At 72.6% G+C, this 24569-nt stretch carries 20 protein-coding genes and 1 riboswitch; of the genes, 10 read left to right on the top strand and 10 right to left on the bottom strand.

The genetic code is table 11. The annotated features are described in order from the left end of the window. Window positions 1–7 precede the first annotated feature (7 nt). A complete protein-coding gene (locus ABTY59_RS26530) occupies window positions 8–262 on the top strand; it encodes a DUF3263 domain-containing protein (RefSeq protein ID WP_352021549.1) in 255 nt (84 codons plus the stop codon). Between the two features lie 60 nt (window positions 263–322). After that, complete coding sequence (otsB, locus tag ABTY59_RS26525) at window positions 323–1165, top strand: trehalose-phosphatase (protein WP_352021548.1); 843 nt, start codon at window positions 323–325, stop codon at window positions 1163–1165. 16 nt (window positions 1166–1181) lie between these two features. Here otsB and ABTY59_RS26520 read toward each other — a convergent pair whose 3' ends face one another. Further along, a complete protein-coding gene (locus tag ABTY59_RS26520; RefSeq protein ID WP_352021547.1) occupies window positions 1182–2054 on the bottom strand; it encodes an NAD(P)-dependent oxidoreductase in 873 nt (290 codons plus the stop codon). Between the two features lie 99 nt (window positions 2055–2153). On the opposite strand from ABTY59_RS26520, the gene ABTY59_RS26515 reads away from it, so the two are divergent. Beyond that, entirely contained in the window at window positions 2154–2495 is a 342-nt protein-coding gene (locus tag ABTY59_RS26515) for a winged helix-turn-helix transcriptional regulator (RefSeq protein WP_352021546.1), read from the top strand. Window positions 2496–2531: 36 nt separating this feature from the next. Here ABTY59_RS26515 and ABTY59_RS26510 read toward each other — a convergent pair whose 3' ends face one another. From ABTY59_RS26510 to ABTY59_RS26500, 3 genes are all read right to left on the bottom strand, one after another. After that, the gene (locus ABTY59_RS26510; RefSeq protein WP_352021545.1) at window positions 2532–3884 is read right to left on the bottom strand and encodes an alpha,alpha-trehalose-phosphate synthase (UDP-forming); all 1353 of its coding nucleotides are present in this window, start codon (window positions 3882–3884) and stop codon (window positions 2532–2534) included. Window positions 3885–3966: 82 nt separating this feature from the next. Then, the gene (locus tag ABTY59_RS26505; protein ID WP_352021544.1) at window positions 3967–5796 is read right to left on the bottom strand and encodes a DUF7927 domain-containing protein; all 1830 of its coding nucleotides are present in this window, start codon (window positions 5794–5796) and stop codon (window positions 3967–3969) included. A gap of 37 nt (window positions 5797–5833) precedes the next feature. After that, window positions 5834–6775, bottom strand: a complete 942-nt coding sequence (locus ABTY59_RS26500) for a glucosyl-3-phosphoglycerate synthase (protein ID WP_352021543.1) — start codon at window positions 6773–6775, stop codon at window positions 5834–5836. A 149-nt stretch (window positions 6776–6924) separates the two neighbouring features. Beyond that, window positions 6925–7071: riboswitch (SAM riboswitch) on the top strand. On the opposite strand from ABTY59_RS26500, the gene thrC reads away from it, so the two are divergent. The 4 genes from thrC to groL all read left to right on the top strand — a co-directional run bounded on the left by thrC (window position 7065) and on the right by groL (window position 11224). Beyond that, window positions 7065–8372, top strand: coding sequence for a threonine synthase (thrC, locus tag ABTY59_RS26495; protein WP_352021663.1), 1308 nt, complete (start codon window positions 7065–7067; stop codon window positions 8370–8372). It overlaps the preceding riboswitch by 7 nt. Window positions 8373–8413: 41 nt before the next feature. Continuing rightward, complete coding sequence (locus tag ABTY59_RS26490) at window positions 8414–8692, top strand: MoaD/ThiS family protein (RefSeq protein WP_017238235.1); 279 nt, start codon at window positions 8414–8416, stop codon at window positions 8690–8692. A gap of 391 nt (window positions 8693–9083) precedes the next feature. Beyond that, a complete protein-coding gene (locus ABTY59_RS26485; RefSeq protein WP_015035246.1) occupies window positions 9084–9287 on the top strand; it encodes a cold-shock protein in 204 nt (67 codons plus the stop codon). Between the two features lie 308 nt (window positions 9288–9595). Then, entirely contained in the window at window positions 9596–11224 is a 1629-nt protein-coding gene (gene groL / locus ABTY59_RS26480; RefSeq protein WP_352021542.1) for a chaperonin GroEL, read from the top strand. Window positions 11225–11330: 106 nt separating this feature from the next. On the opposite strand, the gene ABTY59_RS26475 is transcribed toward groL, so the two are convergent. Next, window positions 11331–12971: a hypothetical protein gene (locus ABTY59_RS26475; RefSeq protein ID WP_352021541.1), complete on the bottom strand. Its 1641-nt coding sequence runs from the start codon at window positions 12969–12971 to the stop codon at window positions 11331–11333. After that, the gene (locus ABTY59_RS26470) at window positions 12961–14625 is read right to left on the bottom strand and encodes a hypothetical protein (protein ID WP_352021540.1); all 1665 of its coding nucleotides are present in this window, start codon (window positions 14623–14625) and stop codon (window positions 12961–12963) included. Before ABTY59_RS26470 ends, ABTY59_RS26475 begins: the two co-directional genes overlap by 11 nt. 152 nt (window positions 14626–14777) lie before the next feature. On the opposite strand from ABTY59_RS26470, the gene ABTY59_RS26465 reads away from it, so the two are divergent. Continuing rightward, on the top strand, window positions 14778–15248 hold the full coding sequence (locus tag ABTY59_RS26465; RefSeq protein WP_352021539.1) for an SRPBCC domain-containing protein: 471 nt from the start codon (window positions 14778–14780) through the stop codon (window positions 15246–15248). Window positions 15249–15251: 3 nt separating this feature from the next. Here the strand turns inward: ABTY59_RS26465 and ABTY59_RS26460 are convergent, their stop codons facing one another. Next, window positions 15252–16007 (bottom strand): class I SAM-dependent methyltransferase, encoded by a 756-nt coding sequence (locus tag ABTY59_RS26460; protein WP_352021538.1) that lies wholly within the window; start codon window positions 16005–16007, stop codon window positions 15252–15254. A 359-nt stretch (window positions 16008–16366) separates the two neighbouring features. On the opposite strand from ABTY59_RS26460, the gene ABTY59_RS26455 reads away from it, so the two are divergent. Further along, entirely contained in the window at window positions 16367–19588 is a 3222-nt protein-coding gene (locus ABTY59_RS26455; RefSeq protein ID WP_352021537.1) for an FG-GAP-like repeat-containing protein, read from the top strand. Between the two features lie 52 nt (window positions 19589–19640). Here the strand turns inward: ABTY59_RS26455 and ABTY59_RS26450 are convergent, their stop codons facing one another. Continuing rightward, window positions 19641–20366, bottom strand: a complete 726-nt coding sequence (locus tag ABTY59_RS26450) for a transporter substrate-binding domain-containing protein (RefSeq protein WP_352021536.1) — start codon at window positions 20364–20366, stop codon at window positions 19641–19643. Between the two features lie 196 nt (window positions 20367–20562). Here ABTY59_RS26450 and ABTY59_RS26445 point away from each other — a divergent pair, with 196 nt between their 5' ends. Further along, entirely contained in the window at window positions 20563–22071 is a 1509-nt protein-coding gene (locus ABTY59_RS26445; RefSeq protein ID WP_352021535.1) for an alpha/beta hydrolase, read from the top strand. A gap of 57 nt (window positions 22072–22128) precedes the next feature. Here ABTY59_RS26445 and ABTY59_RS26440 read toward each other — a convergent pair whose 3' ends face one another. Further along, on the bottom strand, window positions 22129–23607 hold the full coding sequence (locus ABTY59_RS26440; protein WP_352021534.1) for a PTS transporter subunit EIIC: 1479 nt from the start codon (window positions 23605–23607) through the stop codon (window positions 22129–22131). 33 nt (window positions 23608–23640) lie between these two features. Then, window positions 23641–24561: an N-acetylmuramic acid 6-phosphate etherase gene (gene murQ, locus ABTY59_RS26435; RefSeq protein ID WP_352021533.1), complete on the bottom strand. Its 921-nt coding sequence runs from the start codon at window positions 24559–24561 to the stop codon at window positions 23641–23643. Between the last annotated feature and the right edge of the window lie 8 nt (window positions 24562–24569).

Here is a 24569-nt window from a genome sequence, read left to right as displayed (position 1 = left end):
TGGTCGTATGACCGAAGAGGCCGACAGCAGGGGACTCGGGGAGCGCGAGAAGGCGCTCCTCGCCCTCGAACGCCGCTCCTGGCCCGGGCCCGGTGCCAAGGAGCGGGCCGTCCGGGAGCGGCTCGGGCTCTCGCCGACCCGCTACTACCAGCTCCTCAACGCCCTCCTCGACGACCCGCGCGCCCTCGCCCACGACCCGGTGACGGTCAACCGGCTGCGCCGGGTCCGCGAGGAGAAGCAGCGGCGGAGAGAAGAAGGATGACTTCGGCCGGTGACTCCGGCCACGCTGACGTGACACCCGTACGTCGGTAGGGTCGGGGACATGGTCAGCAGCCTCCCGCACCCGACCACCCCGTCCGGCCGCGACGGCCTCGCCGCGCTCCTCGCGCGGCCCGCGAAGGCCGTCGTCGCCCTCGACTTCGACGGCACGCTCGCCGACATCGTCCCCGACCCCGAGCAGGCCCGCGCCCACCCCGGCGCCGTGGCAGCCCTCGCCGCCCTCGCGCCCGAGGTCGCCTCCGTCGCCGTCGTGACCGGCCGCCCCGCGGGCGTCGCCGTGCGCTACGGCGGCTTCGCCGGCGTCCCGGGCCTGGAGCACCTCGTCGTCCTCGGCCACTACGGCGCCGAACGCTGGGACGCCGTCACCGGCACCGTCCGGGCCGCCGCCCCGCACCCCGGCGTGGCCTCCGTCCGCGCCGAGCTCCCCGGCTTCCTCGACCGGGCCGGGGCCTGGCCGGGCGTCTGGATCGAGGAGAAGGGCCGCGCGGTCGCCGTCCACACCCGGCGCGCCCTCGACCCGGAGGGTGCCTTCGAGGCGCTCAAGGGCCCGCTGGGCGATCTGGCCGTCGCCCACGGCCTCGTCCTGGAGCCCGGCCGCATGGTCCTGGAGCTGCGGCCTCCGGGCATGGACAAGGGCGTGGCGCTGGCGAAGTACGTACGGGAGGTGGGCGCCGGGTCCGTGCTGTACGCGGGGGACGACCTGGGCGACCTGCCGGCCTTCGCGGCGGTCGAGAAGCTCCGCTCCGACGGCACCCCGGGCGTCCTGGTGTGCAGCGGTTCCACGGAGGTCCCGGAACTGGCCGACCGCGCCGACCTGTCCGTACGGGGTCCGGCGGGCGTGGTGGAGTTCCTGACGGAACTGGCGGCGGCGGTGCGGGAGGGCTGACGCCCCCCGGGGCCAGCTAGCGGAGCAGCAGGTCCACCACGCCCGTCAGGTCCTCCTCCCCGCGGCCCACGTCGAGCCGGCGGCGCATCAGCTCGAAGTACGGTGCGAGCAGCTCCGGGCTGACGCCCTGCCCCTCGGCGGTGGCCAGGAACGTCGGCGTGCCCGCCACCTGCATCGCGAGGTTCGACACCACGCCCTCGGTGTAGTCGCCGGACCGCAGCTGCGCGGCGGTGCCGTGGACGCTCCGGGACATGGCGGCGAGCCAGTCGGCGAGCAGCGGGGCGAAGGCGACGGGGTCGATGTCCTCCCGGCGGATCAGCGCGAAGGCGTGCGCGGCCCCGGCGAACATCCCGTACATGGCGCTGAGCAGGGCCACGTCGTGCAGGGCCGCGAAGCCGGCGTCCCCGCCGACGTACGTCGTGCCCGCCGGCACGGCCAGGGCCGCCCGGTGTGCCGCGAAGAGCTCCGGCGAGCCGCTGTAGAAGACGTAGCCGCCGGCCCCGGGAACGCCGATCATCGGCGGGACGGCCATGATGCCGCCGTCCAGGTAGCGGGCGCCCCGCTCCTCGGCCCAGGCGGCCCTGGCCCGGGCCTGGGCGGGTGTCGTGGTCGTGAGGTTGACGAGGTCCTTGCCGGTGAGGTCGACGCCGTCGAGGGCGGCGCCGACGGAGTCGTCGTCGAGGAGGCAGAGCACGACGAGGGTGTTCGCCGCGACGGCCGCGCCCGCGCTGTCCGCGGGCTTCGCGCCCTCGGAGGCGAGGGCGTCCGCGCGGGCCGGGGTCCGGTTCCAGACGGTGAGCGGGTGCCCGGCGGCGAGCCAGGTACGGGCGAGGGCGGTGCCCATGGCGCCGAGTCCGAGGAGGGAGAGGGGGGAAGGGTTCGCTGTCATGCCCACAAGGCTGCGCCGGGCCTCTGACCTGCTCAAGTACCCACTTCCAGGTGGGTGGTTACCCTGGGGTGAGCGAACAGGTCAGGAGGGTGCGGCGGGATGGCGACACGGAACCGGCCGGGGGACGGGGACGGCCACGTCTGCGGGATCGACACCGCGATGGAGGTGATCGGCGGCAAGTGGAAGGTGCTCATCCTCTGGGCGCTCCACGAGCAGCCGCACCGCCGCTTCGGCGAGCTGCGCCGACTGGTCCCGGGCATCACGGAGAAGGTCCTCGCGTCCCACCTCCGCGAACTGGAGGCGGACGGCGTCGTCGACCGCGTCTCGTACGACGAGGTCCCGCCCCGCGTCGAGTACGCCCTGACGGAGGACGGCCTCCGCCTCAACGAGGCCCTGGAGCCCCTGGCGGCCTGGGGCAGGGTGCGGCAGAGGGCCTCCTAGGAGGCTCCGGTCCGGCCCGCGCCCCACCGGGTGGCGCTAGCCCCTGAGGTCCTCCAGCTGGTCCAGGAACCAGCGCTGCGGGGGGAGTGCCGTGGCGGCGGTCGCCAGGCGCTTCGTGCGGTCCGTGCGCTCCGCCGGGGGCATGGTCAGGGCCGTGTGGAGGGCCTCAGCGGTCTCCGTCACGTCGAAGGGGTTCACCGTGAGGGCGTCCTCGTGGAGTTCCTCGTACGCCCCCGCCTCCCGGGACAGGACCAGGGCGCAGCCGTTCTCCGAGACGACCGGTATCTCCTTGGCCACCAGGTTCATGCCGTCCCGCACCGGGTTCACCAGGGCCACGTCCGCCAGGCGGTAGGCGGCGAGGGAGCGGGGGAAGTCGTCCTCGACCGAGACCAGGACCGGCTGCCAGTCCGCCGTGCCGAACTCGGTGTTGATCTCCGCCGCCAGATCGGAGACGGCCGCGGTGTACGCGCGGTACGACTCCAGGTCCTGGCGCGAGGGGTAGGCCGAGGCCAGGTGGACCACCCGGTCGTGCCATTCCGGGCGGTTCGTGAGGAGTTCGCGGTAGGCCCGGAGACCGCGCAGGATGTTCTTCGAGAGCTCGGTGCGGTCCACGCGGACGATCGTCCGGCGGTCGCCGATCTCGCCGCGCAGTGCCGCCAGGCGGTCGTCCACCTCCGGTCGGTACGCCAGTGCCCGCAGCTCCTCGCCGTCCACGCCCAGGGGGTACGTCGCCACCCGGGTCCGTCCCAGGTCGCCCGCGCAGGCCTCGAACGCCTCGGCCCAGGCGCGCGTGTGGAAGCCGAGGCGGTCCGCGCCGAGCATCCCCCGGAGCAGCTCCTCGCGGACGTCCGCCGGGAGCATCCCCAGGTACCCGGGTGAGGCCCAGGGGGTGTGCGTGAAGTGGGCGATGCGCAGGTCGGGGCGGAGCTCCCGCAGCCGGCCCGGGACGAGGGCCAGGTGGTAGTCCTGGACCAGGACCGCCGCGCCCGGTGCCGCCTCCGCGGCCAGGCTGTCCGCGAAGGCGTGGTTGTACGCGCGGTACGACTCCCAGCGGCGGCGGAACTCCGCGTCGAAGACCGGCTCGCGCGGGACGTCGTACAGATGGTGGTGGAGGAACCACAGCACCGAGTTCGCGATGCCGTTGTACGCGTCGGTGTAGGTCGCCGGGTCGATGTCCAGCATCCGCACGCCCGGCTCGGCCGTCCCGCGTCTCACCGCCTCGCGGTCGCCGTCGCCGAGCGCGGCGCACACCCAGAGGCTCTCCCGGGCGTCGATGGTGCTCAGGGCCGACGCCAGGCCGCCGCCGCCCTTGCGGGCTTCGAGCGAGCCGTCCTCGCCGAGCGCGTACGAGACCGGGCCCCGGTTGGATGCCACGAGCACAGTAGCCATGTGGCGAACCTAGCCCGTCTCGTAAACGCTCAAACGTACGTATACGAGACGGGCTGATCCGGCCACGGGCGGTCACCGCAGGTCAGTCGCGCCGGCCGCGCATCGCCGCCTTCGCCACCAGGCCCGTCGCCGCCAGCGCCACCGCGAGGGCGCCCAGCAGCCAGAGGCGCTCGCCGCTGCTTCCGGTCTCCGCCATGGAGCCGGGGCCCGCGCCCGCGCCGGTGTGGTGGCCGCCCTGGGGGCCCGGGGCCGGGGGTGCCGGGGAGGACGGGCTCACCGGGACCGTGCGGGGCGCGCCGGCTTCCCCGGAGGAGGGTTCCGGTCGCGCCGGGGCCGGTGCGGGCTCCGCCGGGGTGGGCGTGGGGGGCGGGGTCGGCTCCGGGGCCTCCAGCGTCGGGGCCTCCAGCTTCGGGGCCGTCGTGCAGGACGGGTCCGCGCTGCCGTCTCCGCAGGTGGAGCGCGGGGTCTCCACCTCCACGCCGGCGCGGAGCCTTCCGTCGCCCGTCGCCGGGTCCTTGATCGTCACCGAGTAGGTGACGGTCGCCGTCTTCCCGGCCGGGATGGTCCCGACGTACCCGATCCTCCGCTTCTCGTACGAGACCGTGCCCAGGTCGGTGCGCACGTCCCCGTTGTAGTCGGCGTCGTCCAGGTTCGCCGTCAGGTCGTCGCCGAACCGGGCGTTCGGGTAGTCGGTCCCGCTGACGTTCCTCGCGGTGATCGTGTACGTGAGGGTGTCGCCCGGCTTCACCGTGTGCGGGCTCGCCGTCTTGGTGACCTCCAGGTCCGGGACCGGTACGGAGAAGGCGAGCGCGGACGGCACGTAGGTGTCGCCGCTGGTGGAGAAGGTCAGGTCGGCCGAGCCGGCGCCGGGCGGGACGGCGCCGGCCGGGACGTCGAAGGCCTTGGCGTCGATGCCCAGGCTGTCGGTGAGCTTCGGGGAGAGCGCGCCGTCGGCCTCGCCGACGAAGAAGCCGTCCGTGGTGCCGGTGGGGGGCGCGGTGACGTTCCTGCCGTCCACGAGGAACCTGTCGCCCGGCGTGTTCCGGTCGCCCTCGTACGCGGTCACGCTCGCGCGGACCGTCCCGGGGCTCCGGTGGAAGCCGTCCACGGTGATCGTGGTGGCCGGCGAGGTGGAACGCTGGAGGACGTGGCCGCCGTAGACGCGGACGTTCCGCCGCTCGGGGGCCTTCACCGGGTCCGGGCCCGGGAACGCGTGGACGACCGTGAGGGACCAGCCCGCCACGCAGCCCTTGCCGTCGGCCGCCCAGAGGTTGCCGACCGCCACCCGCGCGTCCGTCCCCGAGACGCCCGCGAAGGCGGCGGTCACGTCGGACTCGCCCGTGTAGTAGTGCGGGCCGCCGGTGTCGGCCGGGTCCGCGACCATGCTGTCGATCGAGACCGGGGTCGCCGCCCCCGCCCCCACCGTGATCACGGGGGCCGTCGTCGTCGGGTCGCCGGGGGAGCGCCCGACGTCCGCGCCGGAGATGTCGCAGCGCTTCAGCCGGGCACCGCCCGGGCCCTTGTACGTGCCGTCGTTGCCGCCCCAGAAGAGGCGGGCGTACGCGACCCGGGCGCCCGCGGGGATCCTCACGTGGCCGGTGCTGGAGCCGAAGGCGTCGCTCCCGGTGCCGGCCGCGTCGATCCGCCGCATCACGAAGGTGTTGTTGTCGTCCGCGCCCCGGCCGGACGCCGCCGTCGCGCAGCGCGCCGCCGGCTCGGCCGGGGCGGTGGGGCAGCCCATGACCGTGTTGCCGATCGTGGTGAAGTCGCCGTACAGCGACGCGGCGTACCGCTCGCCGAAGGGCTCGACCACGTCCGCGGCGACCGGGACGGCCGCCGTGAACGCGATCGAGCCCGCGGTGAGCCCGATGACCGCGAGCAGTCTGCTCAGGTGGTGTCGTCTGAAGCGCATAAAAGGGCAATTTATGCAAAACGGATCATCGTGGGGGTTACGCCACGCGGCGCCGCGCGTACTCCGTGATCTCGGCCATCGGCGGCCGCTCCTCGGTGTCCACCGCGTACGTCCGCGGCTCGAAGCCCTTCTCGCCCCGCTCGAACTGCGTCAGCCTCGGCCGCACCAGATGGCCCCGCGAGAGCCGCAGCTGCGCCGTCCGGTAGATCGCCGCCGCCATCCGGCCCAGCGCCTGCCCGTCCTGGTGCCGGTGCTTGCGCACCCCCACGTCCACCTGCGCGAGCGCGTCCAGGCCCACCGTGTGCAGGGCGTCGACGAGCAGGCCCAGCTCCACGCCGTACCCGACGGGGAACGGCAGCCGTTCGAGCAGCGAGCGGCGCGCGGCGTACTCGCCGCCCAGCGGCTGCACGAAGCCCGCCAGCTGCGGCCAGTGGAGGTTGAGCAGCGGGCGCGCCACCAGCTCCGTGACCCGGCCGCCCTGGCCCGGGGTGTCTCCGAACGGGCGGTCGTACATCGCTTTGACGAAGTCCACGTCCGGGTCCGTGAGCAGCGGGCCCACGATCCCCGTCACGAAGTCCGCCGAGAAGTCCCGCAGGTCCGCGTCCACGAAGCACACGACGTCCCCGCCCGTCACCATCAGCGACCGCCAGAGCACCTCGCCCTTGCCGGGCACGGCCGGTATCCGGGGGAGTATCGCGTCCCGCGCGACCACCCGCGCCCCGGCCGCCGCCGCCACCTCCGCCGTGCGGTCCGTGGAGCCCGAGTCGATCACCACCAGCTCGTCGACGAGCGGCACCGCCTCCGTCATCAGCTCGCGGCGGATCACGGCGACGATGTCCCCGACCGTGGCCTCCTCGTTCAGCGCGGGCAGGACGACGCTGACCTTCGTGTTCCGCTTCGCGGCGAGGATCCGCTCCAGCGGCCGGTCCGCCACGGACCAGGACCGCCGGTCCAGCCAGCGCTCCACCTCTTCCAGCACGTGATCTCCATCTCGCGGTTCGGACGGCCGGTTCAAGGTTCCGGGCCTTCGGTTACAGTCTTGAACAACGCGGATGCCCGATGCACGTCGGGGTGCCGACCGCGTCGGAGCGCAGGAACGAAAGTCCACCACGCTTCACAATCGAATACCGCTCATCCAGAGGGGCAGAGGGAAACGGCCCGTTGAAGCCCCGGCAACCCTCCAGTCGGTTCGTCTCGTCCTCCAGCGAGGTCCCCGGCTAGGGAAGGTGCCAAATCCGTCTCATGGCGAAAAATTCGTCATGGGAAAGATGAGGAGAAAGGGCCTCGCCTCCATGGCTGTTCAGACCGTCGCACCCACCACCGTCGACCTCGGTCCCGCGTCCGGACTTTCCTGTCGCGAATGCGGTGAAATCTTCCCGCTCGGACCGATCTTCGCCTGTGAGCTCTGTTTCGGACCGCTCGAAGTCGCGTACGACCTTCCCACCGGCGACCCCGAGGCGCTGCGGAAGCAGATCGAGGCCGGCCCCGCCAACATCTGGCGCTACGCCCCGCTGCTGCCCGTCCCCGCCGACGTCGCGGACAAGCCGAACCTGAACCCCGGCTGGACCCAGCTCGTCCAGGCCGACAACCTCGCCGCCGCGATCGGCGTCGCCCCCGGCAAGCTCTTCGTCAAGGACGACTCCGGCAACCCGACCCACTCCTTCAAGGACCGGGTCGTCGCCCAGGCGCTCGAAGCCGCCCGCGCCTTCGGCTTCACCACCCTCTCCTGCTCCTCCACCGGCAACCTGGCCGGCGCCGTCGGCGCCGCCGCCGCCCGCGCCGGCTTCCGCTCCTGCGTGTTCATCCCGCACGACCTGGAGCAGGGCAAGGTCGTCATGGCCGGTGTCTACGGCGGTGACCTCGTCGCCATCGAGGGCAACTACGACGACGTCAACCGCTTCTGCTCGGAGCTCATCGGCGACCCGCTCGGCGAGGGCTGGGGCTTCGTGAACGTCAACCTCCGCCCGTACTACGGCGAGGGCTCCAAGACGCTCGCGTACGAGATCTGCGAGCAGCTCGGCTGGGTCATCCCCGACCAGCTCGTCATCCCGATCGCCTCCGGCTCCCAGCTCACCAAGATCGACAAGGGTCTGCAGGAGCTCATCAAGCTGGGGCTCGTCGAGGACAAGCCGTACAAGATCTTCGGCGCCCAGGCCGAGGGCTGCTCCCCGGTCTCCGCCGCCTTCAAGGCCGGCCACGACGTCGTCCGCCCGCAGAAGCCGAACACCATCGCCAAGTCCCTGGCGATCGGCAACCCGGCCGACGGCCCGTACGTCCTCGACATCGCCCGTCGCACCGGCGGCGCCGTGGAGGACGTGAACGACGAGCAGGTCGTCGAGGCCATCAAGATCCTCGCCCGCACCGAGGGCATCTTCGCGGAGACCGCGGGCGGCGTGACCGTCGGCGTCACCAAGAAGCTCGTCGAGGCCGGTCTGATCGACCCGGACCTCACCACCGTCGTCCTCAACACGGGCGACGGGCTCAAGACCCTGGACGCGGTGGCCGACACCTCTCAGGCGACCGTCACCATCCGCCCGAGCCTGGACGCGTTCCGCGACGCCGGCCTGGCCGTCTGAGTCCGTCCGCTTCCCCGGCCCCCCGAAAGGTTTCCGAAGACATGGCCGTGAACGTCCGCATCCCCACCATCCTCCGCACCTACACGGGCGGGCAGTCCGAGGTCCAGGCCGAGGGTGCGACCCTCGCCGAGGTCATCGCGGACCTGGAGAAGAACCACACGGGCATCGCCGCCCGCGTCCTGGACGACCAGGGCAAGCTGCGCCGCTTCGTCAACGTCTACGTCAACGACGACGACGTGCGCTTCGAGCAGGGCCTGGAGACGGCCACCCCGGCCGGCGCGGGCGTCTCGATCATCCCCGCCGTGGCCGGCGGCTGCTGACCCCGCTTTACCCGTCGGTACGAATTGCCCCTTCCGCGCGATAAGCGGAAGGGGCAATTCTGCATGGTTGAGCGCGGTAGAGTTGGGGAAGTCCCCTCCGCTGCGCATGCCGGACGCATATGAGAATGCGTCCCCGCACGACAAGAAGCAGCCAAAGTGCCCGCGTGTTGTGTACGTTCTGCGCGTTTTGCCGGGCCCGACTTGCCCCGTAATTCCGGGGATTCTCCCCAATTCCCCTTTCCGGGGCGCCCAGAATTCTCGGTCGAATGACCTGTTGCAGAGGGCAGTTGGGCAGATACATTCAGCGGCGGTCGACGCGTTCCGGCGCAGGGTCTGACCCGGGTCCGCGAGGTGCGGTCCCGCGCAAGGGCCAGTAATAGGGGAGTTAGGCATGGCTCAGGGCACCGTCAAGTGGTTCAACGCGGAGAAGGGCTACGGCTTCATCGCGGTAGACGGTGGTGCGGATGTTTTCGTCCACTACAGCGCGATCCAGATGGATGGCTACCGCAGCCTCGAAGAGGGCCAGCGGGTCGAGTTCGAGATCTCGCAGGGCCAGAAGGGTCCGCAGGCGGACATGGTCAAGCTCGCCGTCTGAGCGCGGCGCGATCGGCCACCGACGCAACGCCGTCGAGGGGTCCGCATCCCTGAGGGGATGCGGACCCCTCGCGCGTTCCCGAACCTCGCGGGAGAGGTGCCCGATCCACGAGAGTCGCTTGCACTCGCATGGGTCGAGTGCTAATCATTGGCGTTAGCACTCGGAAGGTGAGAGTGCTTACGAGGATCGGGCAGACGAGGTCCGCGGCCAGGTGGGGCAAGGAACCATCGGGTACGCAGGCCGTCCGTCGCGGGCGTCGGCGCGGTCCTGGAGCGTTATCCACCCCATGTCCGGGAGGACCACTTCACATGGCCAAGATCATCGCGTTCGACGAGGAGGCCCGGCGCGGTCTCGAGCGCGGCATGAACCAGCTCGCTGACGCCGTCAAGGTCACCCTCGGCCCCAAGGGCCGCAACGTCGTCCTCGAGAAGAAGTGGGGCGCCCCCACGATCACCAACGATGGTGTCTCCATCGCCAAGGAGATCGAGCTCGAGGACCCGTACGAGAAGATCGGCGCCGAGCTGGTCAAGGAAGTCGCCAAGAAGACGGACGACGTCGCCGGCGACGGCACGACCACCGCCACCGTCCTCGCCCAGGCGCTCGTCCGCGAGGGCCTGCGCAACGTGGCCGCCGGTGCCAACCCGATGGCCCTCAAGCGCGGCATCGAGAAGGCCGTCGAGGCCGTCTCCGGCGCCCTGCTCGAGCAGGCGAAGGATGTCGAGACCAAGGAGCAGATCGCTTCCACGGCCTCCATCTCCGCCGCCGACACCCAGATCGGCGAGCTCATCGCCGAGGCGATGGACAAGGTCGGCAAGGAAGGCGTCATCACCGTCGAGGAGTCCCAGACCTTCGGTCTGGAGCTGGAGCTCACCGAGGGCATGCGCTTCGACAAGGGCTACATCTCGGCGTACTTCGCCACCGACATGGAGCGCATGGAGGCGTCGCTCGACGACCCCTACCTCCTGATCGTCAACTCCAAGATCTCCTCCGTGAAGGACCTCCTTCCGCTCCTGGAGAAGGTCATGCAGTCGGGCAAGCCGCTGCTGATCATCGCCGAGGACGTCGAGGGCGAGGCCCTGTCGACCCTGGTCGTCAACAAGATCCGCGGCACCTTCAAGTCCGTCGCGGTCAAGGCCCCGGGCTTCGGCGACCGCCGCAAGGCCATGCTGAACGACATCGCCATCCTCACGGGCGGCACGGTCATCTCCGAGGAGGTCGGCCTCAAGCTCGAGAACGCGGGCCTCGACCTGCTCGGCCGCGCCCGCAAGGTCGTCATCACCAAGGACGAGACCACCATCGTCGACGGTGCCGGTGACAGCGAGCAGGTCGCCGGTCGCGTGAACCAGATCCGCGCCGAGATCGAGAACTCCGACTCGGACTACGACCGCGAGAAGCTCCAGGAGCGCCTCGCGAAGCTGGCCGGCGGCGTGGCCGTCATCAAGGCCGGTGCCGCGACCGAGGTCGAGCTCAAGGAGCGCAAGCACCGCATCGAGGACGCCGTTCGCAACGCGAAGGCGGCCGTCGAGGAGGGCATCGTCGCCGGCGGTGGCGTGGCCCTGCTCCAGGCGTCGAACGTCTTCGAGAAGCTCGAGGCCGACCTGGCGGGCGACGAGGCCACCGGTGCCAACATCGTCAAGCTGGCCCTTGAGGCCCCGCTGAAGCAGATCGCGGTCAACGCCGGTCTCGAGGGCGGCGTCGTGGCGGAGAAGGTCCGCAACCTGCCCGTCGGCCACGGCCTGAACGCCGCGACCAACGAGTACGTCGACCTCATCGCCGAGGGCATCATCGACCCGGCGAAGGTCACGCGCTCCGCTCTGCAGAACGCCGCGTCGATCGCCGCGCTGTTCCTCACCACCGAGGCCGTCATCGCCGACAAGCCGGAGAAGGCCGCCGCGCCGGCCGGCGGCGGCATGCCGGGCGGTGACATGGACTTCTGATCCTGACGGATCGGCAGTTCATCGCTGAACGCGAACGAGGGCGGCACCCCCTGGTGGGGGTGCCGCCCTCGGGCGTTTCGCGGAACGGTCGACGGATCAGCGCACGTCAACGCACGTCGACGTAGTCCCCGCCCGCCGAGGCCGGCGAGTGGAAGTGCCGGTAGTCGGCGGAGTAGTGGCGGATCCGCCAGGTGCCGTCGGCGCTCGCCTTGGCCCTCAGGGAGACGCTGCCGTTGGCGCCGGACCGGCCCGTCGCCATCTGCTTCCAGGTGGTGGTGCCGCGCGGCAGGAACTGCAGGACGACCGGCGCGTTCCCGTAGGCCCGCCAGGCGCCGTCCCAGTAGTGCTGGAGCCCGCCGGTGACGGTCACGTACCCACCCTTGGAGACCGGCTCGGGACCGGCGTTCAGGGAGACGATCCGGGTGTCGCTGCGGACGAGCCGGAAGGAGTACGTGGCGGACTCGGCGAGTTCGTCACTCGTCAGGTGCCGGACCCGGTACCAGCCGCCGCGGCCGCCCGCGGTGAGGGTGACGTTCGTCCCCGAGTAGACGGTCTCGCGGGGCGGGACCCGCTTCCAGCCGCCGGCCACGGACTGCTCCAGCTGCACGTCCAGTTGCGAGACGTACGCGTCCGGCGCGTACCGGGCGCGGAGGGAGGCCGTCACCGAGACGGTGCCGTCGGCGGAGAGCGAGGCGGCCAGCAGGTCGGTGCGGGACTCCAGGGGAACGGCGAGCCGGCCCGAGAGCCGGTCGAAGCTCAGGAACGGGTCGCCCGAGGTGACCTCCCACTCGTACTGGCCGGACCCGGCCGAGGCGAGGAGCTTCGCGGAGAACCGGCCGGTCGCGTCGGTGAGCACGGTGCTGCTCCGCGGGCCGAAGGCCACTCGGACGGGCTGCTCGGCGAGCGGCGCTCCCGCGGCGGCGGGGTCGGTCAGACGGCCGCTGACCGTGACGGTCTCGCCGTCGAACGCCCGCTTCCGGTCGGCGGCGGCGGTGGCCGTGACCCGGCGGGGCTTGTACTCCCACACGTTGCGGGAGCCGCTCACGGTGCCGTGCACCTCGGCGCTGTCCTCGGCGAACGAGGCCGTGAAGGTGTCGCCGGGTCCGGTGACGGCGTACGGCTCGCCGGTGAAGTCGCCGGTGGCGGAGGTGACGAGGGTCCGCGGGGCCTCGCCGGCGGCGCCGTCGCGTCCGACGGAGACATGGCGCTCGGGCAGCGGCACCACGTCGCCCGAGCCGGGCTGGACACCGGTGAGGGTGCCCTGCGGGCGGGCGTTGCGGTCGTCCCAGGCGGGGACGCCGACGCCGAAGGTGAGTTCGGGCCGCAGCCGGAAGTCGAGCCGTCCGGCGTCGGCGCGGGTCAGCTTGTTGCCGAGCGAGTCGGTGGCCGTGACGTCGATGGCGTACGTGCCCAGGTCGGGGATGCTGCCGCCGTCCTCGACGAGCTTCAGGGTGGCCTCGGCGGGCAGCCGGAAGGTGTTCGGGTCCCAGGCGGACACCGGGGCGAGCGCCGGGATGTCGGCGAGGACGGTGTCGCCCTGCCGGATCCGGGCGGAGACGGCGGTGATGGCGGCCTGCGGGGCGTCGGACCAGGCGGTCACCGTGAAGGAGCCGCGCTGGGCGTCGTCGGTGACCGCTCGGCCGATGCCGACCGTCGGGGTGCCGTCGGCGAGGGCGGGGGCGGTGGACGCGGCCAGGGCCACGGCCGCGACGGCCGCCGTCAGGGAGAGGCGGAGGTCAGCGCGCATCGATGTACTTCGCATTCGTCTCGCTGTAGAAGTAGGTGCCCGTCGTGTTGAGGTACAGCGCCCAGGAGCCGTCGCCGTAGGCGGTGGCGGGGTAGCTGAAGTTGCCGCTGCCGTTGGTGGTGATGCTCTTGGTCACCCAGTACCACTGGTTCTCGCCCTTGGGCTTGAAGACCAGGGTCAGCTTGGCGCCGCCGAAGGGCTTCCAGACGCCGCCGATCTTGCGCTGGACGGTGCCGGAGACGGTCATCCTGCCGTTCACCACGGGCCGGGTGGGGCTGATGGTGAAGGCGGAGAAACGGGTGTAGGCGCGGGCCCGCTTGAGGGCCGGCCCGTTCTTCGCGACCAGACCGTTCGTGACCGGGTGGGACACGCGGTAGTAGGCGGACTCGTAGCCGCGGAGGTCGAAGCTGTACTGGCAGTAGCTGTCGGTCCAGCCGGAGCGGAGGGTGCGCCAGGTGCGTCCGTTGTCCAGGGACGCCTGGAGCGACACCGGCTCGCCGTTGCCGCAGAGCCCGGAGCTGATGCTGCCCCGGGCGGAGAGGGTCCCGTGCTCGTCGAGCCCGATCGTGTAGCCGGAGTACGTGAACTGCTGCGGGACGGCGACGTCGTACTTGTCGTAGGGCCGCGTGCTGTCCATGAAGTACGGGGACGGCCGCAGCGAGGTGTAGACCTGGTCGGTGGCGTACTGGACGCGTGCCGGGAAGTCGAAGGTGCCGGTCGCCGACGAGGTGGTCGAGCCGAGGACGTTCACCGCGGCCGTCTCGTACGCGTACGGCTGGGTCCCGGTGGCGACGACGGGCGCGCCCGGGAAGGGCTTCCAGCCCTCGTCCGTGAGCCGTTCGACGCGGCCGGTGACCCGGAGGTCGGTGCCGGCGAGGACGCGGTACTTGTCGCCGTCGGCGGTGATCCGGTACCTCAGCTGCTCCATCTGCACGTCCGGCAGCGACGCCGGCGCGTCCGGGTCGATGCCGGCGGCCTGGACGACGGTGGCCGTACCGCCGGTGAGCCGGCCGTTCGGGGTGAACGGCACGGAGAAGGTGCCGTCGGCGCCGACGGTCGCGGTGCCCGTGCGGTCGGTGTACCCGCTGTCGGCGTAGACCTGGAACCAGAACTGCACGCGGGTGCCCGCGGGAGCGGTGGAGCGCTCGCCGGTGGCCGGGTTCCAGCTGGTCGTGGTGCCGGAGAGGACGATCTGACGGTGGTCCCAGTCGGTGGTCGCGCGGTCGGCGGTCACCTTCGAGACGCCGACGTGCAGCCGGTGGCTGTACAGCGCGCCCGCACGGTACGTGGTGGTGCGGCCGGGGACGCGGTAGTCGACGCGCACGGGGTAGTCGCCGAGGGCGGTGCCCGCGGGCAGGGCGAGGGGCGCGTCGGTGGTCCAGTAGCCGTTGAGGCGGGTGAGTTCCTCGGTGGACGCGAGTACCGGGGCGTCCGGGGCGGTGGAGGCCAGCACGGTGACCTTCATCCAGAGCGCGTCGCCGAGGAGCCCGACGCGGTAGCGCCCGTCGTCGAGCGTGGTGTCGTAGGCGGAGCCCGTGTCCGCGTGCGCGGCCGGGGCGTGGATGACGGCGGGTACGGCGGTACCCGCGGTGAGAGCGAGAACGGCGGCCGCACGGACGAAGGCGTGCGGAAGCCGGCGCGTCGAGCGCGGCAAAGGGACCCCCCACAGGTCTGAGATCGCGGCGGCGTCCTCATCCGGGCGGCCGCGTGCCAGCACTGTAGCGCTCACCTGTTGAACATGTTCATTCGCTTTACGGGAGTGCCGGGGTGATCCTGGAATGGGCCCTTCGTGAAGGGATCGGAGCCATGGTCACCCTGCTCACGACGCCGGCCGACGGCGAACTGGTCATCACCCGCACCTTCGGCGCCCCGCCGGCGCGCGTCTGGGAGGCCTGGACGCGGCCCGAGCACGTGCGGGAGTGGTACGGGGTGGCCGGGCTGACGACGTCCGTCGTCGACATCGACCTGAGGGCGGGCGGGGCCTGGCGCTGGGGCCAGACCGGACCGGAGGGTCAGGAGATCGTCTTCTCCGGCACGTACGAGGACGTCGTCCCGGTGGAGCGGCTCGACTACACGGAGGTCTTCGAGCAGATGCCGGACGCCGAGCCGGTCCGTGTGGTCCTCACGTTCGACGCGACGCCCGACGGCGGTACGGCCCTGACCAGCACGTCGTTCTGGCCGTCGAACGAGAGCAGGGACCAGGCGCTGGCGGCGGGCATGGAGGCGGGCGTACGGGAGCAGTACGACCGCCTCGCGGAGCACCTGAGGACGATGTGAGGGCTACCTGCGGCGGAAGAGGGCGGTCCAGAGGAAGGACTCGCCGAAGGCGGGGGAGTCGGGGGACTGGGCGCGCATGCGGCGGAGTTCGATCTCCGTCAGGTCGGGGTCCGTCCCGTCGCCGAAGAGGGCCCGGAGCGAGGTGTCGGTGTAGGCGAGTCCGCCCTCCAGGCGTCCCTTGCGGTAGAAGTCGGCGTCCGGGAGTTCGGAGCCCATGCCGCCCTCTCCGGCCGCGAACGTGGTGAGCGCGAAGTGGCCGCCGGGTGCGAGGACGCGGTCGAGCAGGGCGAGGTAGCTGATCCGGCGGTGCGGGGGCAGGTGGTGGAAGCAGCCGGAGTCGTAGACGAGGTCGTAGGGTCCGTCGAGGACGGCGGTGAAGGCGTCGCCGCACACGAACCGGATGTGCTCGGCTCCGGCGTCCCGGGCCCGTTCCTCGGCCCAGGCGATCGCGGTGGGCGAGAGGTCGACGGCGGTCACGTCGAAGCCGGCCGAGGCGAGGTGCAGGGCGTTGCGGCCGGGTCCGCAGCCGAGGTCGAGGGCCTTGCCGCCGGCCGGGAGCAGGCCGCGGTCGAGGTAGGTCAGCAGGTTCTCGTCGGGCCGGGCGACGAAGAACGGCACGGGCCTGTCCCGGTCGGCGTAGAAGCCGTCCCACCACGCGGCGCCGTCCTCCGTCCACCGGTCGGCGCCGGGTGAGAAAAGGCCGTCGAGCAGGTGGAGCACGTCGTCGATGGTGCGGATGTCGCGGTGCGTGGCGTCCAAGTGGATCTCCCCTCCGAGTGCCCCAAGAATACCGGGAGTTGAGGGAAAGTCCCAGGTCAGGGGTGGTGTGCGGATGCTCTGTACGGGGGCTGGGGGCGCTTGCGGCGGGGGTGCGGACACCCCGGGTCGGGGGTGGTGCGCGGGGGTCCGGAGGGAGGCCCACAGGCCCGGGAAGGGGCACTTCAGGCGGTCGCCGGGCGGCTTTTCCCGGCGACTCCGGGAAGGAGAGTTGAACGGGTTCGAAATTATTCCCGCGCGGGTCTCCGGCTCTGTTAGGGTCGGCCTGCTCGCGCGGGGGACGAGAGGCGTGACCACGAGGCCCCTTCCCCGCGCCACATGTCCTGGGGAGGGACTTCCACGTGATCAATCCGTTGGATCGACGGCCGCGCCGGCGTGTGCTCGGCCGCATCGCACTCACCGTCACCCTCGCGGTGACGGCCGGGGCCGGCGCCACCGTGGGGGCGGTGGCGGCACCCGCGACGACGACGGCCGGCGAAGCCGTCGTGGTCAGCCCGGGCGACCGCTTCGTGCCGCGCGCCACGATCGTCCTGAACGCCGGCGAGACCGGCTTCCTCACCGCGCAGGAGGGCGACGACCGGCTCCGCTGGATCGACTACGCGACCGGTGCGACCACGGTCCTCGACCACCGTCTGCCGAAGCCGCTCGCGTACGACGTCGACGAGTTCCGCTTCGCCGAGTACCCGGCGGACTTCGGGCACGGCTCCGACACCGTCGCCGTGTACGAGGAGACCCCGGCCCCGCACGTGACGCTCCAGCAGCGGGCCGGCGGCGGGCAGACGGTCACCGTCCCGATCCCGGAGGGCCAGACGTACGTCGCGACCTACGGCGACACCGTCATCACCCGCACCGGCACCGAGAGCGACGTCACCAGCCTGCACCTCCTGCGGGCGTCCGGCGGCGGCGTCCAGGACCGGCCTCTGGAAGGTCTTCCCGAGGGCTGGAACCTCTCCGTCAGCGAGGGGGACGCGCGGTCGATCGCCGTCCGCGGCATCGACTGGGTGGACACCACGATGCACCAGGGGTGGTGGGTCGTCGACCTGGCCACCGGAAAGATCAAGACGCTCTCCACGCACGGCGAGAGCGTCTCCTTCGACCGGGACACCGTCCTCCACGTCGGCGCCCCGGAGAGCAACGGCGACGCCCAGGTGTACCGCCGCGACGACCTGGACGCGGCCCCGGTCACCGTCGACATGCGGGACATCGCCTCGTGGGGCGACGTCGTCCGGCGCTTCGGCGACAAGTTCGTCACCGTGACCCCGCCCAACCCCGGCGACAACGAGTACCGGGGCAACCATCTCGTCCTGCGTGACGCGGCCGGATCCTGGACCTCCCTCCTCGCCGTGGCCTCGCCCTCGGTGCACCGCACGCCCGACGGCTCGCTCCTGGTGGCCGGCGCCGAGCAGGACACCGACCGCGGAGCCCTCGACTGGGGGTACTACCTCTTCACCGAGGCGGCCGACGGCACGATCACCCGCAAGCGGCTCGCGGACATCGCCGACATGGAGGCCAAGCCGGCCGGCATCTCCCTCGGCAGCGGCATCCTCACCACGGCCGACGACTCCGGTCTCTACAGCCCCGGCACCATCATCGGCGGCTACCGGAGCACCTGGCTGAAGACCTCCGGGAAGCCCGAGGAAGTGCGCTCGACGGCCGACGCCCTCACGAGCGGCAGGGACGCCGACTGCGGCAGCTCCGACGTCTCCTGCGTCTCCCTGTTCGCCAGCGGCGACGGCCACCACGGCCGCAAGGCCGGCACCGAGCAGGAGGTGACCATGCTCTACCGGAACGGCTCCGCCGAGTGGGGCCCCCGGCTGACGACCGGTCTCGGCAGCCCCCGGCTCGTCGACCTCTCCGGCCGGTTCGGCGTCGTGAACCAGGGCTGGGACGGCAGCCAGGCCGTCGTCGAGTTCCGCGGCACCGACTCCGGCGCCGTCCTCCAGCAGCGCAACCCGGTCGCCTCCGCGGTCTGGGGCAACACGCTGTGGAGCGCCCTCGGCCGCTCGGACGGCGCCACCCCGTCGACCACCGTGGTCGCCAAGACCCTCCCGTCCGGCACCGCCACCGTGCGGTCCTTCGACGCGGGCTGCGTCCCCGGCGAACTCCAGGCCGTGGGCCGCCTCGTGTACTGGAAGTGCACGAACTTCTGGGGCGACGACTTCAAGGGCGCGGGCCTGTACGACCAGGCGACCGGGCGCAAAATGGGCCTCGGCAAGGACGACGTCCTCCTCGGCGACGGCTACTTCGTCACGCGCTCGGACGCCGAGGGCCTCACGCTCCACGACGTCCACAACGGCCTTCCCGCGAGCGGGAACCCCGCCGACGCGCCGCACCGCGTCGTCGCCACGCCCGCGGACCTCGGCCAGAACACCACCCGCCGGGCCGGCTGGACCGTGGACCGCTTCGGCGGGCACGTCGCCTACACCGGCGACGACCGCCGGGTGCGGATCGTCCCGTCCGGCGTCCCCACCTCCCGGATCGCCGTCATCGACACGGACGCGGCGGCCGCGGCGAACCTGCGGACGGGCACCTGGAAGCCCCGCTGGTGGCTCTCCAAGCCCGCCGCGTCCTGGACGCTGACGCTCACGCACAAGGCGACCGGCAAGGCCGTCCGGACCCTCACCGGGGGCGAGGCCCGCGGTCTCGTCGCGCCCGCGTGGGACGGCAAGGACGCCGCCGGGCGGCTCGTCGCGAACGGCGCCTACACGTGGACGCTCACCGCGAAGGCCGCCGACGGCGTCCAGGCGGACCTGTCCGCGTCCGGGACGGTGTCGGTCTCCGGAGGCTCCGCCGTGTGGCGGGACCTCGCCGGGGACGACGGCTTCGGCGACCTGCTGGTGACGGACGGCGCCGGACTCGTGTCCCTCTACCGGGGGACCGGTACGGGCGGGGTGTCCGCGCGGATCGCCGGCACGGGCGCCGCGTTCCCCGCGAACGCGACGCTCGTGCCGACCGGTGACCTGGACGGCGACCGGTGCGCCGACGTCTACGCGCGCGTGGGCGACCAGCTGCGCGCCTACCGGCCCGGGTGCGGGAAGGTCGTCTCGGCGTCCTCGCCGTACACCCTGGTGGGCTCCGGCTGGGGACAGTACGACGTGATCACGTCCCCGGGCGACGCGAACGGCGACGGATACGCCGACCTGATCGTGCGCCAGACGGCCACCGGTGACCTGTACTTCTACGCCGGCACCGCCGACCACCGGCTGAAGACCCGGGTCCGGACCGGCACCAACTGGAAGGCGTACAAGAAGATCGTCGGCGCCGGCGACCTCAACGGCGACGGGCGCGGCGACCTGCTCGCCACGGACGCCTCCGGTGCGCTCTGGCGGTACTCCTCCACCGCGACCGGCGGCGTCACCCCGCGCGTGAAGGTCGGCACCGGCTGGGGCGGCTACTCCTCGCTCGTGGGCGTCGGCGACCTGTCCGGTGACGGCCGCGCCGACCTCCTGGCCCGCGACACCGCCGGACGGCTGTGGCGCTACGGCTCCACCGGCACCGGGGCGTACGGCACCCGGGTGCTGATCGGCACCGGTGGGTGGAACGCCTTCAAGGGCCTCTTCTGATCCACCGCCCCACCCCCGAGGACCCGGCCGTCACGGCCGGGTCCTCGGGCGTTCACGCCGGCGGGGCCAGCAGCGCGGCGTCCTGGCCCGAGCGGCGCAGCGACTCCGCGACGAAACCGTTCGCCTTCAGCTCCTCCACCGTGGCGCGGAGGAACGCGACGGTCTCCGGGCGGCGGCCCACCGTCGTCCCGACCGCCTGCCGGATCTCCATGAACCGGCCCTCGATCAGCCGGACGTCCGGGTGCGCGGCGGCGTACGCGGTGAGCGGCTGCCGGATCCCCGCGCCCACCTCCAGGCCCTCGGCCCGGAACGTGTCGACACCCTCGTCGCCGCGCACCACGGTCGCGTGAGCGAGGCTCCGGGACAGGAACAGGTCGTACGCGGAGCCCTTCTTGACCCCGATCCGCACGCCCGGCGCGTCCACCTCCTCGACGGTGGTGAGCGCCGAACCGCGCGGCACGGCGTACACCCCCTCGATGACGACGTACGGGGCGGTGAACGCGACCTCCGTCTCGCGCGCCGGGTCCACGGCGAGGAAACAGAGGTCCGCCCGCCCGTCCGCCATCGCGTCGAACGACTTCCGCGCCGCGTCGAAGCAGAGCAGCTCCACGGGGAGCCCGAGCCGCGCCCCGATCTCCCGCGCGAGATCCACGGTGACCCCGCCCGGCACCTCGGGCGTCCCCTGAGCGAGCACCGGGTTCCCGAGATTGACGGAGGCCCGGAGAACCCCGGCGGGGGCGAGATCGGCGGCGACGGCGGGGTGCGGGGTGATGGTCATGGGCGGAGTCTAGGCAGGGCGGCGCGCGAGGGGAGCCCGGCCAGGAGGCTCGGGACCCGCCGGGTGCGGCCGCCGGCCTCGGGCAACGCGCTCGCGGCGCTCCCGAATGCCCCCTTCGCCTACGGGGGTTGGCCCCACCTCGGATGGGCCCGGTTGCCGGATGGGAGGTGGAGGGTCGGTCCGCGAGGCTGTGCGCATGACAACGAATCGTGGACGCAAGGCCCTGATGCTCGCTCTCTCCGTCGCCGCCGTCGCGGGGGCCGGAGTCGTGGGTGGGGGTGTCGCCCCCGCCGTCGCCGCCGCCGGGGCCTCCGGTGGGCTCGCCTGGCACGACTGTGAGATGGCGGTGAAGCCGCTGCCGGGGCAGCAGTGCGCCACGCTCTCCGTGCCCCTCGACTACGCCGACCCGGCCGGTGAGCAGATCGGGCTCGCCGTCGCCCGGCTGCCCAGCTCCCGGCCCGAGGTCCGGCGCGGGACGCTCATGGTCATCCCGGGCGGTCCGGGGAGCTCCGGTGTGCAGCGGCTCGGGCAGAAGGGGGCCGCGCTGGCGAAGGAGATGAACGGCGCCTACGACCTGGTCGCCTTCGACCCGCGCGGGGTCGGCGGCTCCGCGAAGGCCCGGTGCGGTTTCGAGGAGGACGACCGGCGGCTGGTGACCCTGCGGTCCTGGCCCGCCGCCGACGGCGGCATCGGCGTGAACGCGGCCCGCTCGCGCCGCATGGCCGAGGCCTGCGCGCGCAACGGCGGGGCGATGCTCCGCGGGCTGACGACCGCCAACCAGGTGCGGGACCTCGACCGGCTGCGGCAGGCGCTCGGCGAGCGGAAGCTGTCGGCGTGGAGCGTCTCGTACGGGACGTACGTGGCCGCCGTGTACGCCCAGAAGTTCCCGGAGCGCACCGACCGCTGGGTCCTCGACAGCAGCGCCGACCCCGACCCGCGGCGCGTCGCCCGGGGCTGGCTCGCGGACATGGCGCGCGGCGCCGAGGACCGCTTCCCGGACTTCGCGGCCTGGGCCGCCCACCCGGACCGTGCTCCGGAGGGGCTGCGGCTCGCCGAACGCCCCGAGGACGTACGGGAGGTGTTCCTCGGTCTCGCCGCCCGGCTCGACCGTGAGCCCAGGGCGACGGCCACGCCCGGTGTGCCGCTGGACGGCACCGCGCTGCGGCAGGCGCTGCAGCAGACCCTGTACTCCGACGCCGCCTTCCCGGCCTTCGCCCGGCTGATGACCCAGGCCCTCGACCCGGCGGGCGTGCCCGTGCTGCCGCCGGAGCTGACCGGGCCGATGCCCGACGAGGCGGCCACCGTGAGCGTGGGCGTGATCTGCAACGACGTCGACTGGCCCCGTTCCGTGCCGGCGTACGAGAGGGCCGTCGCGGCGGACCGGGCGCGGTACCCGCTGACGGGCGGGATGCCCGCGAACATCACGCCCTGCTCGTTCTGGAAGGGCGGCGCGGTGGAGCGGCCGACCCGCATCACCGACCGGGGGCCGTCCAACGTCCTCATGATCCAGAACCTGCGCGACCCGGCCACCCCGCACACCTCCGGCCTGAAGATGCGGCAGGCCTTCGGCGACCGGGCGCGCCTGGTGTCGGTCGACAAGGGCGGCCACTCCGTCTACCTCGGGGCCGGGAACGCCTGCGGCGACGCCGCGGTGACCCGCTTCCTCACGGAGGGCGTGCGTCCTGCGCAGGACGTGCTCTGCTGAGGAGGGACAGGGAAGGGCCCGCGCGGATCGTTCCGGGCGGGCCCTTCCGTACGGCTCTCAGACCTTCACCGGCTCCGGCCGCGGCTCCGGGGCGGGGGACTGCGTCCGTACCGCTTCCTCCTCGGTCTCCACGTCGAACTCCTCCAGGAGTTCCTTGCTGAAGCCGAAGAAGTACGTCGCCACGAACCCGGCCAGGTAGCCGACGAGCAGACCGCCCGCGTAGATCGCGATCGTCTCGCCGAGGCCCTTGTTGCCGTCGAGGAGCGGGAACAGCGCCCAGCCGGAGGGGCCGATCGCGGTCGATCCGACCTTGTCGCCCAGCATGCTGAAGAGGCCGACGAAGCCGCCGCCGAACGCGCCGCCGACGCACGCCGTGACGAACGGGCGGCCCAGGGGCAGCGAGACGCCGTAGATCAGGGGCTCGCCGACGCCCAGGAAGCCGGCCGGGAGGGCGGACTTGATGGTGCGGCGGAGGGAGCCGTTGCGGGGCAGCTTCAGGTAGACCGCCATCGCCGCGCCGACCTGGCCGGCGCCCGCCATCGCGAGGATGGGGAGCAGGACCGTGTAGCCCTGCTGCTCGATGAGCGTGGTGTGGATCGGGATCAGCGCCTGGTGCAGGCCCAGCATCACGAGGGGGAGGAACAGGCCGCCGAGGAGGAGGCCCGCGCCCGCGCCCGCGTTCGCGAGGAGCCAGTCGGCGGCCTCGCCGATGGCCCGGGAGATCTCGCCCGCCACGAACATCAGGCCGAAGATCGTGACCAGGCCGGAGATCAGGACGGTCAGGGTCGGGGTGACCAGGACGTCCAGGGACTCCGGGACCCAGCGGCGGCACCACTTCTCCACGTACACGGCGAGGACCGCCGCGCCCAGCGCGCCGAGCACACCGCCCTGGCCGGGGGAGAGCGTCTGGCCGAAGGCGTCGATCTTGGCGACGCCGGGGAAGACGATGATCGCGGCGACCGCGCCGCCGAGGATCGCCGTGCCGCCGAACTCCTTGGCCGTGTTGTAGCCGACGAAGACCGCGATGAGGGCCATGAAGCCGCTCGCCATCGCCGCGAGGGCGGGGGTGACGCCGGGCAGCCAGCCGAGGTTGATCAGGAGGCCGTTGAGGCCGGCGATGATGCCGCAGCCGATGAGGGCGGGGATCAGCGGGACGAAGATGTTCGCGATCCGGCGGAGGAAGAGCTTGAACGGGGTCGCGTTCCTGGCCTTCCGCGCGGCCTTGAGGGCCGCGCCCCGGTCCGCGAGCTCCTCCGCGGTGTGCGCCGGTGCGGGTGCCTCGGCCACCAGGGCCTCGAACTCCGGGGTCACGCGGGCGACGGTGCCGGGGCCGAGGACGATCTGGTACGTGTCGTCCTCCACCACCCCCAGCACGGAGGGCAGGGCCTTGAGGGCTTCGTCCCGGACGAGCGAGCGGTCCCGCAGACCCAGCCGGAGGCGGGTCATGCAGTGGGCCACGGAGCTGATGTTCCCGGGGCCGCCGACGAGGGGGAGGATCGCGGCGGCGATGGCGCGGTTCTTGTCGTCTGTGCTCATGGTGCGGTGGTGCCTTGCTGTGAGGGGGAGGCGTTACGCGTGCAGGGCCGTGCGCAGGTGACCCTCGGACGCGGTCAGCCGCTGCTCGGCGGTCGTGGCATCGATGTCGGCGAGGATCATCAGGATCGCGGTCTTCACCTCCCCGTCGGCGGCGGCGAGCGCCGTCTCGATCTGCTCGTCCGGCGCGCCGGTGGCCAGGGCGACGATCCGCCGCGAGCGGGCCTGGAGCTTCTCGTTGGAGGCGCGGACGTCGACCATCAGGTTTCCGTAGGTCTTGCCGAGGCGGATCATCGTGATGGTCGAGATCATGTTGAGGACGAGCTTCTGGGCGGTGCCGGCCTTGAGGCGGGTGGAGCCGGTGAGTAGCTCGGGCCCGGTGACGACCTCGATGCCGTGCTCGGCCGCGGCGGCGAGCGCGCTGTCCGCGTTGCAGGAGAGTCCGATGGTGAGCGCGCCCCGGGCACGGGCGTGCTCGACGGCGCCGACGGCGTACGGCGTGCGGCCGGAGGCGGAGACGCCGACGACGGTGTCGTCGGAGGTGAGCCCGAGGGCGTCCAGGTCGGCGGCGGCCAGCTCGCGCGAGTCCTCCGCGCCCTCGACGGCCTTGACCATGGCGGACGGGCCGCCGGCGATGAGGCCGACGACCCGTGCGGGGTCGGTGTTGAAGGTGGGCGGGCACTCGCTGGCGTCGAGGACGCCGAGCCGTCCGGCGGTGCCGGCGCCCAGGTAGATCAGCCGTCCGCCGCGGCCCATGCGGGCGGCGGTGGCGTCGATGGCGGCGGCGATCGCGGGGAGCTGCCGGGCGACGGCCTCGGGGACGGTCCGGTCCTCGCCGTTCATGAGGCGGGCGATGTCCAGCGTGGGGAGCCGGTCGACGTCGGCGAGTTCGGGGCGGAAGGCCTCGGTGGTGAGGGTGGCCAGCTGGGCGCGGAGTTCGGAGTACGTGGTGGGCACGGGCGCTC

Origin of the sequence: Streptomyces sp. NPDC096079 (assembly GCF_040303145.1) — a bacterium.
Taxonomy (GTDB): domain Bacteria; phylum Actinomycetota; class Actinomycetes; order Streptomycetales; family Streptomycetaceae; genus Streptomyces.
The sequence above is the reverse complement of the archived record's forward strand: the minus strand, read 5'-3'. Positions and strand labels throughout refer to the sequence as shown.

What these genes read in the sequence shown, in the direction of transcription:
- ABTY59_RS26530 (WP_352021549.1), top strand. Translation starts at nt 8, where the DNA reads ATGACCGAAGAGGCCGACAGCAGGGGACTCGGGGAGCGCGAGAAGGCG.
- otsB (WP_352021548.1), top strand. Translation starts at nt 323, where the DNA reads ATGGTCAGCAGCCTCCCGCACCCGACCACCCCGTCCGGCCGCGACGGC.
- ABTY59_RS26505 (WP_352021544.1), bottom strand. Translation starts at nt 5,796, where the DNA reads ATGCGCTTCAGACGACACCACCTGAGCAGACTGCTCGCGGTCATCGGG.
- ABTY59_RS26515 (WP_352021546.1), top strand. Translation starts at nt 2,154, where the DNA reads ATGGCGACACGGAACCGGCCGGGGGACGGGGACGGCCACGTCTGCGGG.
- ABTY59_RS26465 (WP_352021539.1), top strand. Translation starts at nt 14,778, where the DNA reads ATGGTCACCCTGCTCACGACGCCGGCCGACGGCGAACTGGTCATCACC.
- thrC (WP_352021663.1), top strand. Translation starts at nt 7,065, where the DNA reads ATGAGGAGAAAGGGCCTCGCCTCCATGGCTGTTCAGACCGTCGCACCC.
- ABTY59_RS26490 (WP_017238235.1), top strand. Translation starts at nt 8,414, where the DNA reads ATGGCCGTGAACGTCCGCATCCCCACCATCCTCCGCACCTACACGGGC.
- ABTY59_RS26520 (WP_352021547.1), bottom strand. Translation starts at nt 2,054, where the DNA reads ATGACAGCGAACCCTTCCCCCCTCTCCCTCCTCGGACTCGGCGCCATG.
- ABTY59_RS26445 (WP_352021535.1), top strand. Translation starts at nt 20,563, where the DNA reads ATGACAACGAATCGTGGACGCAAGGCCCTGATGCTCGCTCTCTCCGTC.
- groL (WP_352021542.1), top strand. Translation starts at nt 9,596, where the DNA reads ATGGCCAAGATCATCGCGTTCGACGAGGAGGCCCGGCGCGGTCTCGAG.
- ABTY59_RS26440 (WP_352021534.1), bottom strand. Translation starts at nt 23,607, where the DNA reads ATGAGCACAGACGACAAGAACCGCGCCATCGCCGCCGCGATCCTCCCC.
- ABTY59_RS26485 (WP_015035246.1), top strand. Translation starts at nt 9,084, where the DNA reads ATGGCTCAGGGCACCGTCAAGTGGTTCAACGCGGAGAAGGGCTACGGC.
- ABTY59_RS26510 (WP_352021545.1), bottom strand. Translation starts at nt 3,884, where the DNA reads ATGGCTACTGTGCTCGTGGCATCCAACCGGGGCCCGGTCTCGTACGCG.
- ABTY59_RS26450 (WP_352021536.1), bottom strand. Translation starts at nt 20,366, where the DNA reads ATGACCATCACCCCGCACCCCGCCGTCGCCGCCGATCTCGCCCCCGCC.
- ABTY59_RS26475 (WP_352021541.1), bottom strand. Translation starts at nt 12,971, where the DNA reads ATGCGCGCTGACCTCCGCCTCTCCCTGACGGCGGCCGTCGCGGCCGTG.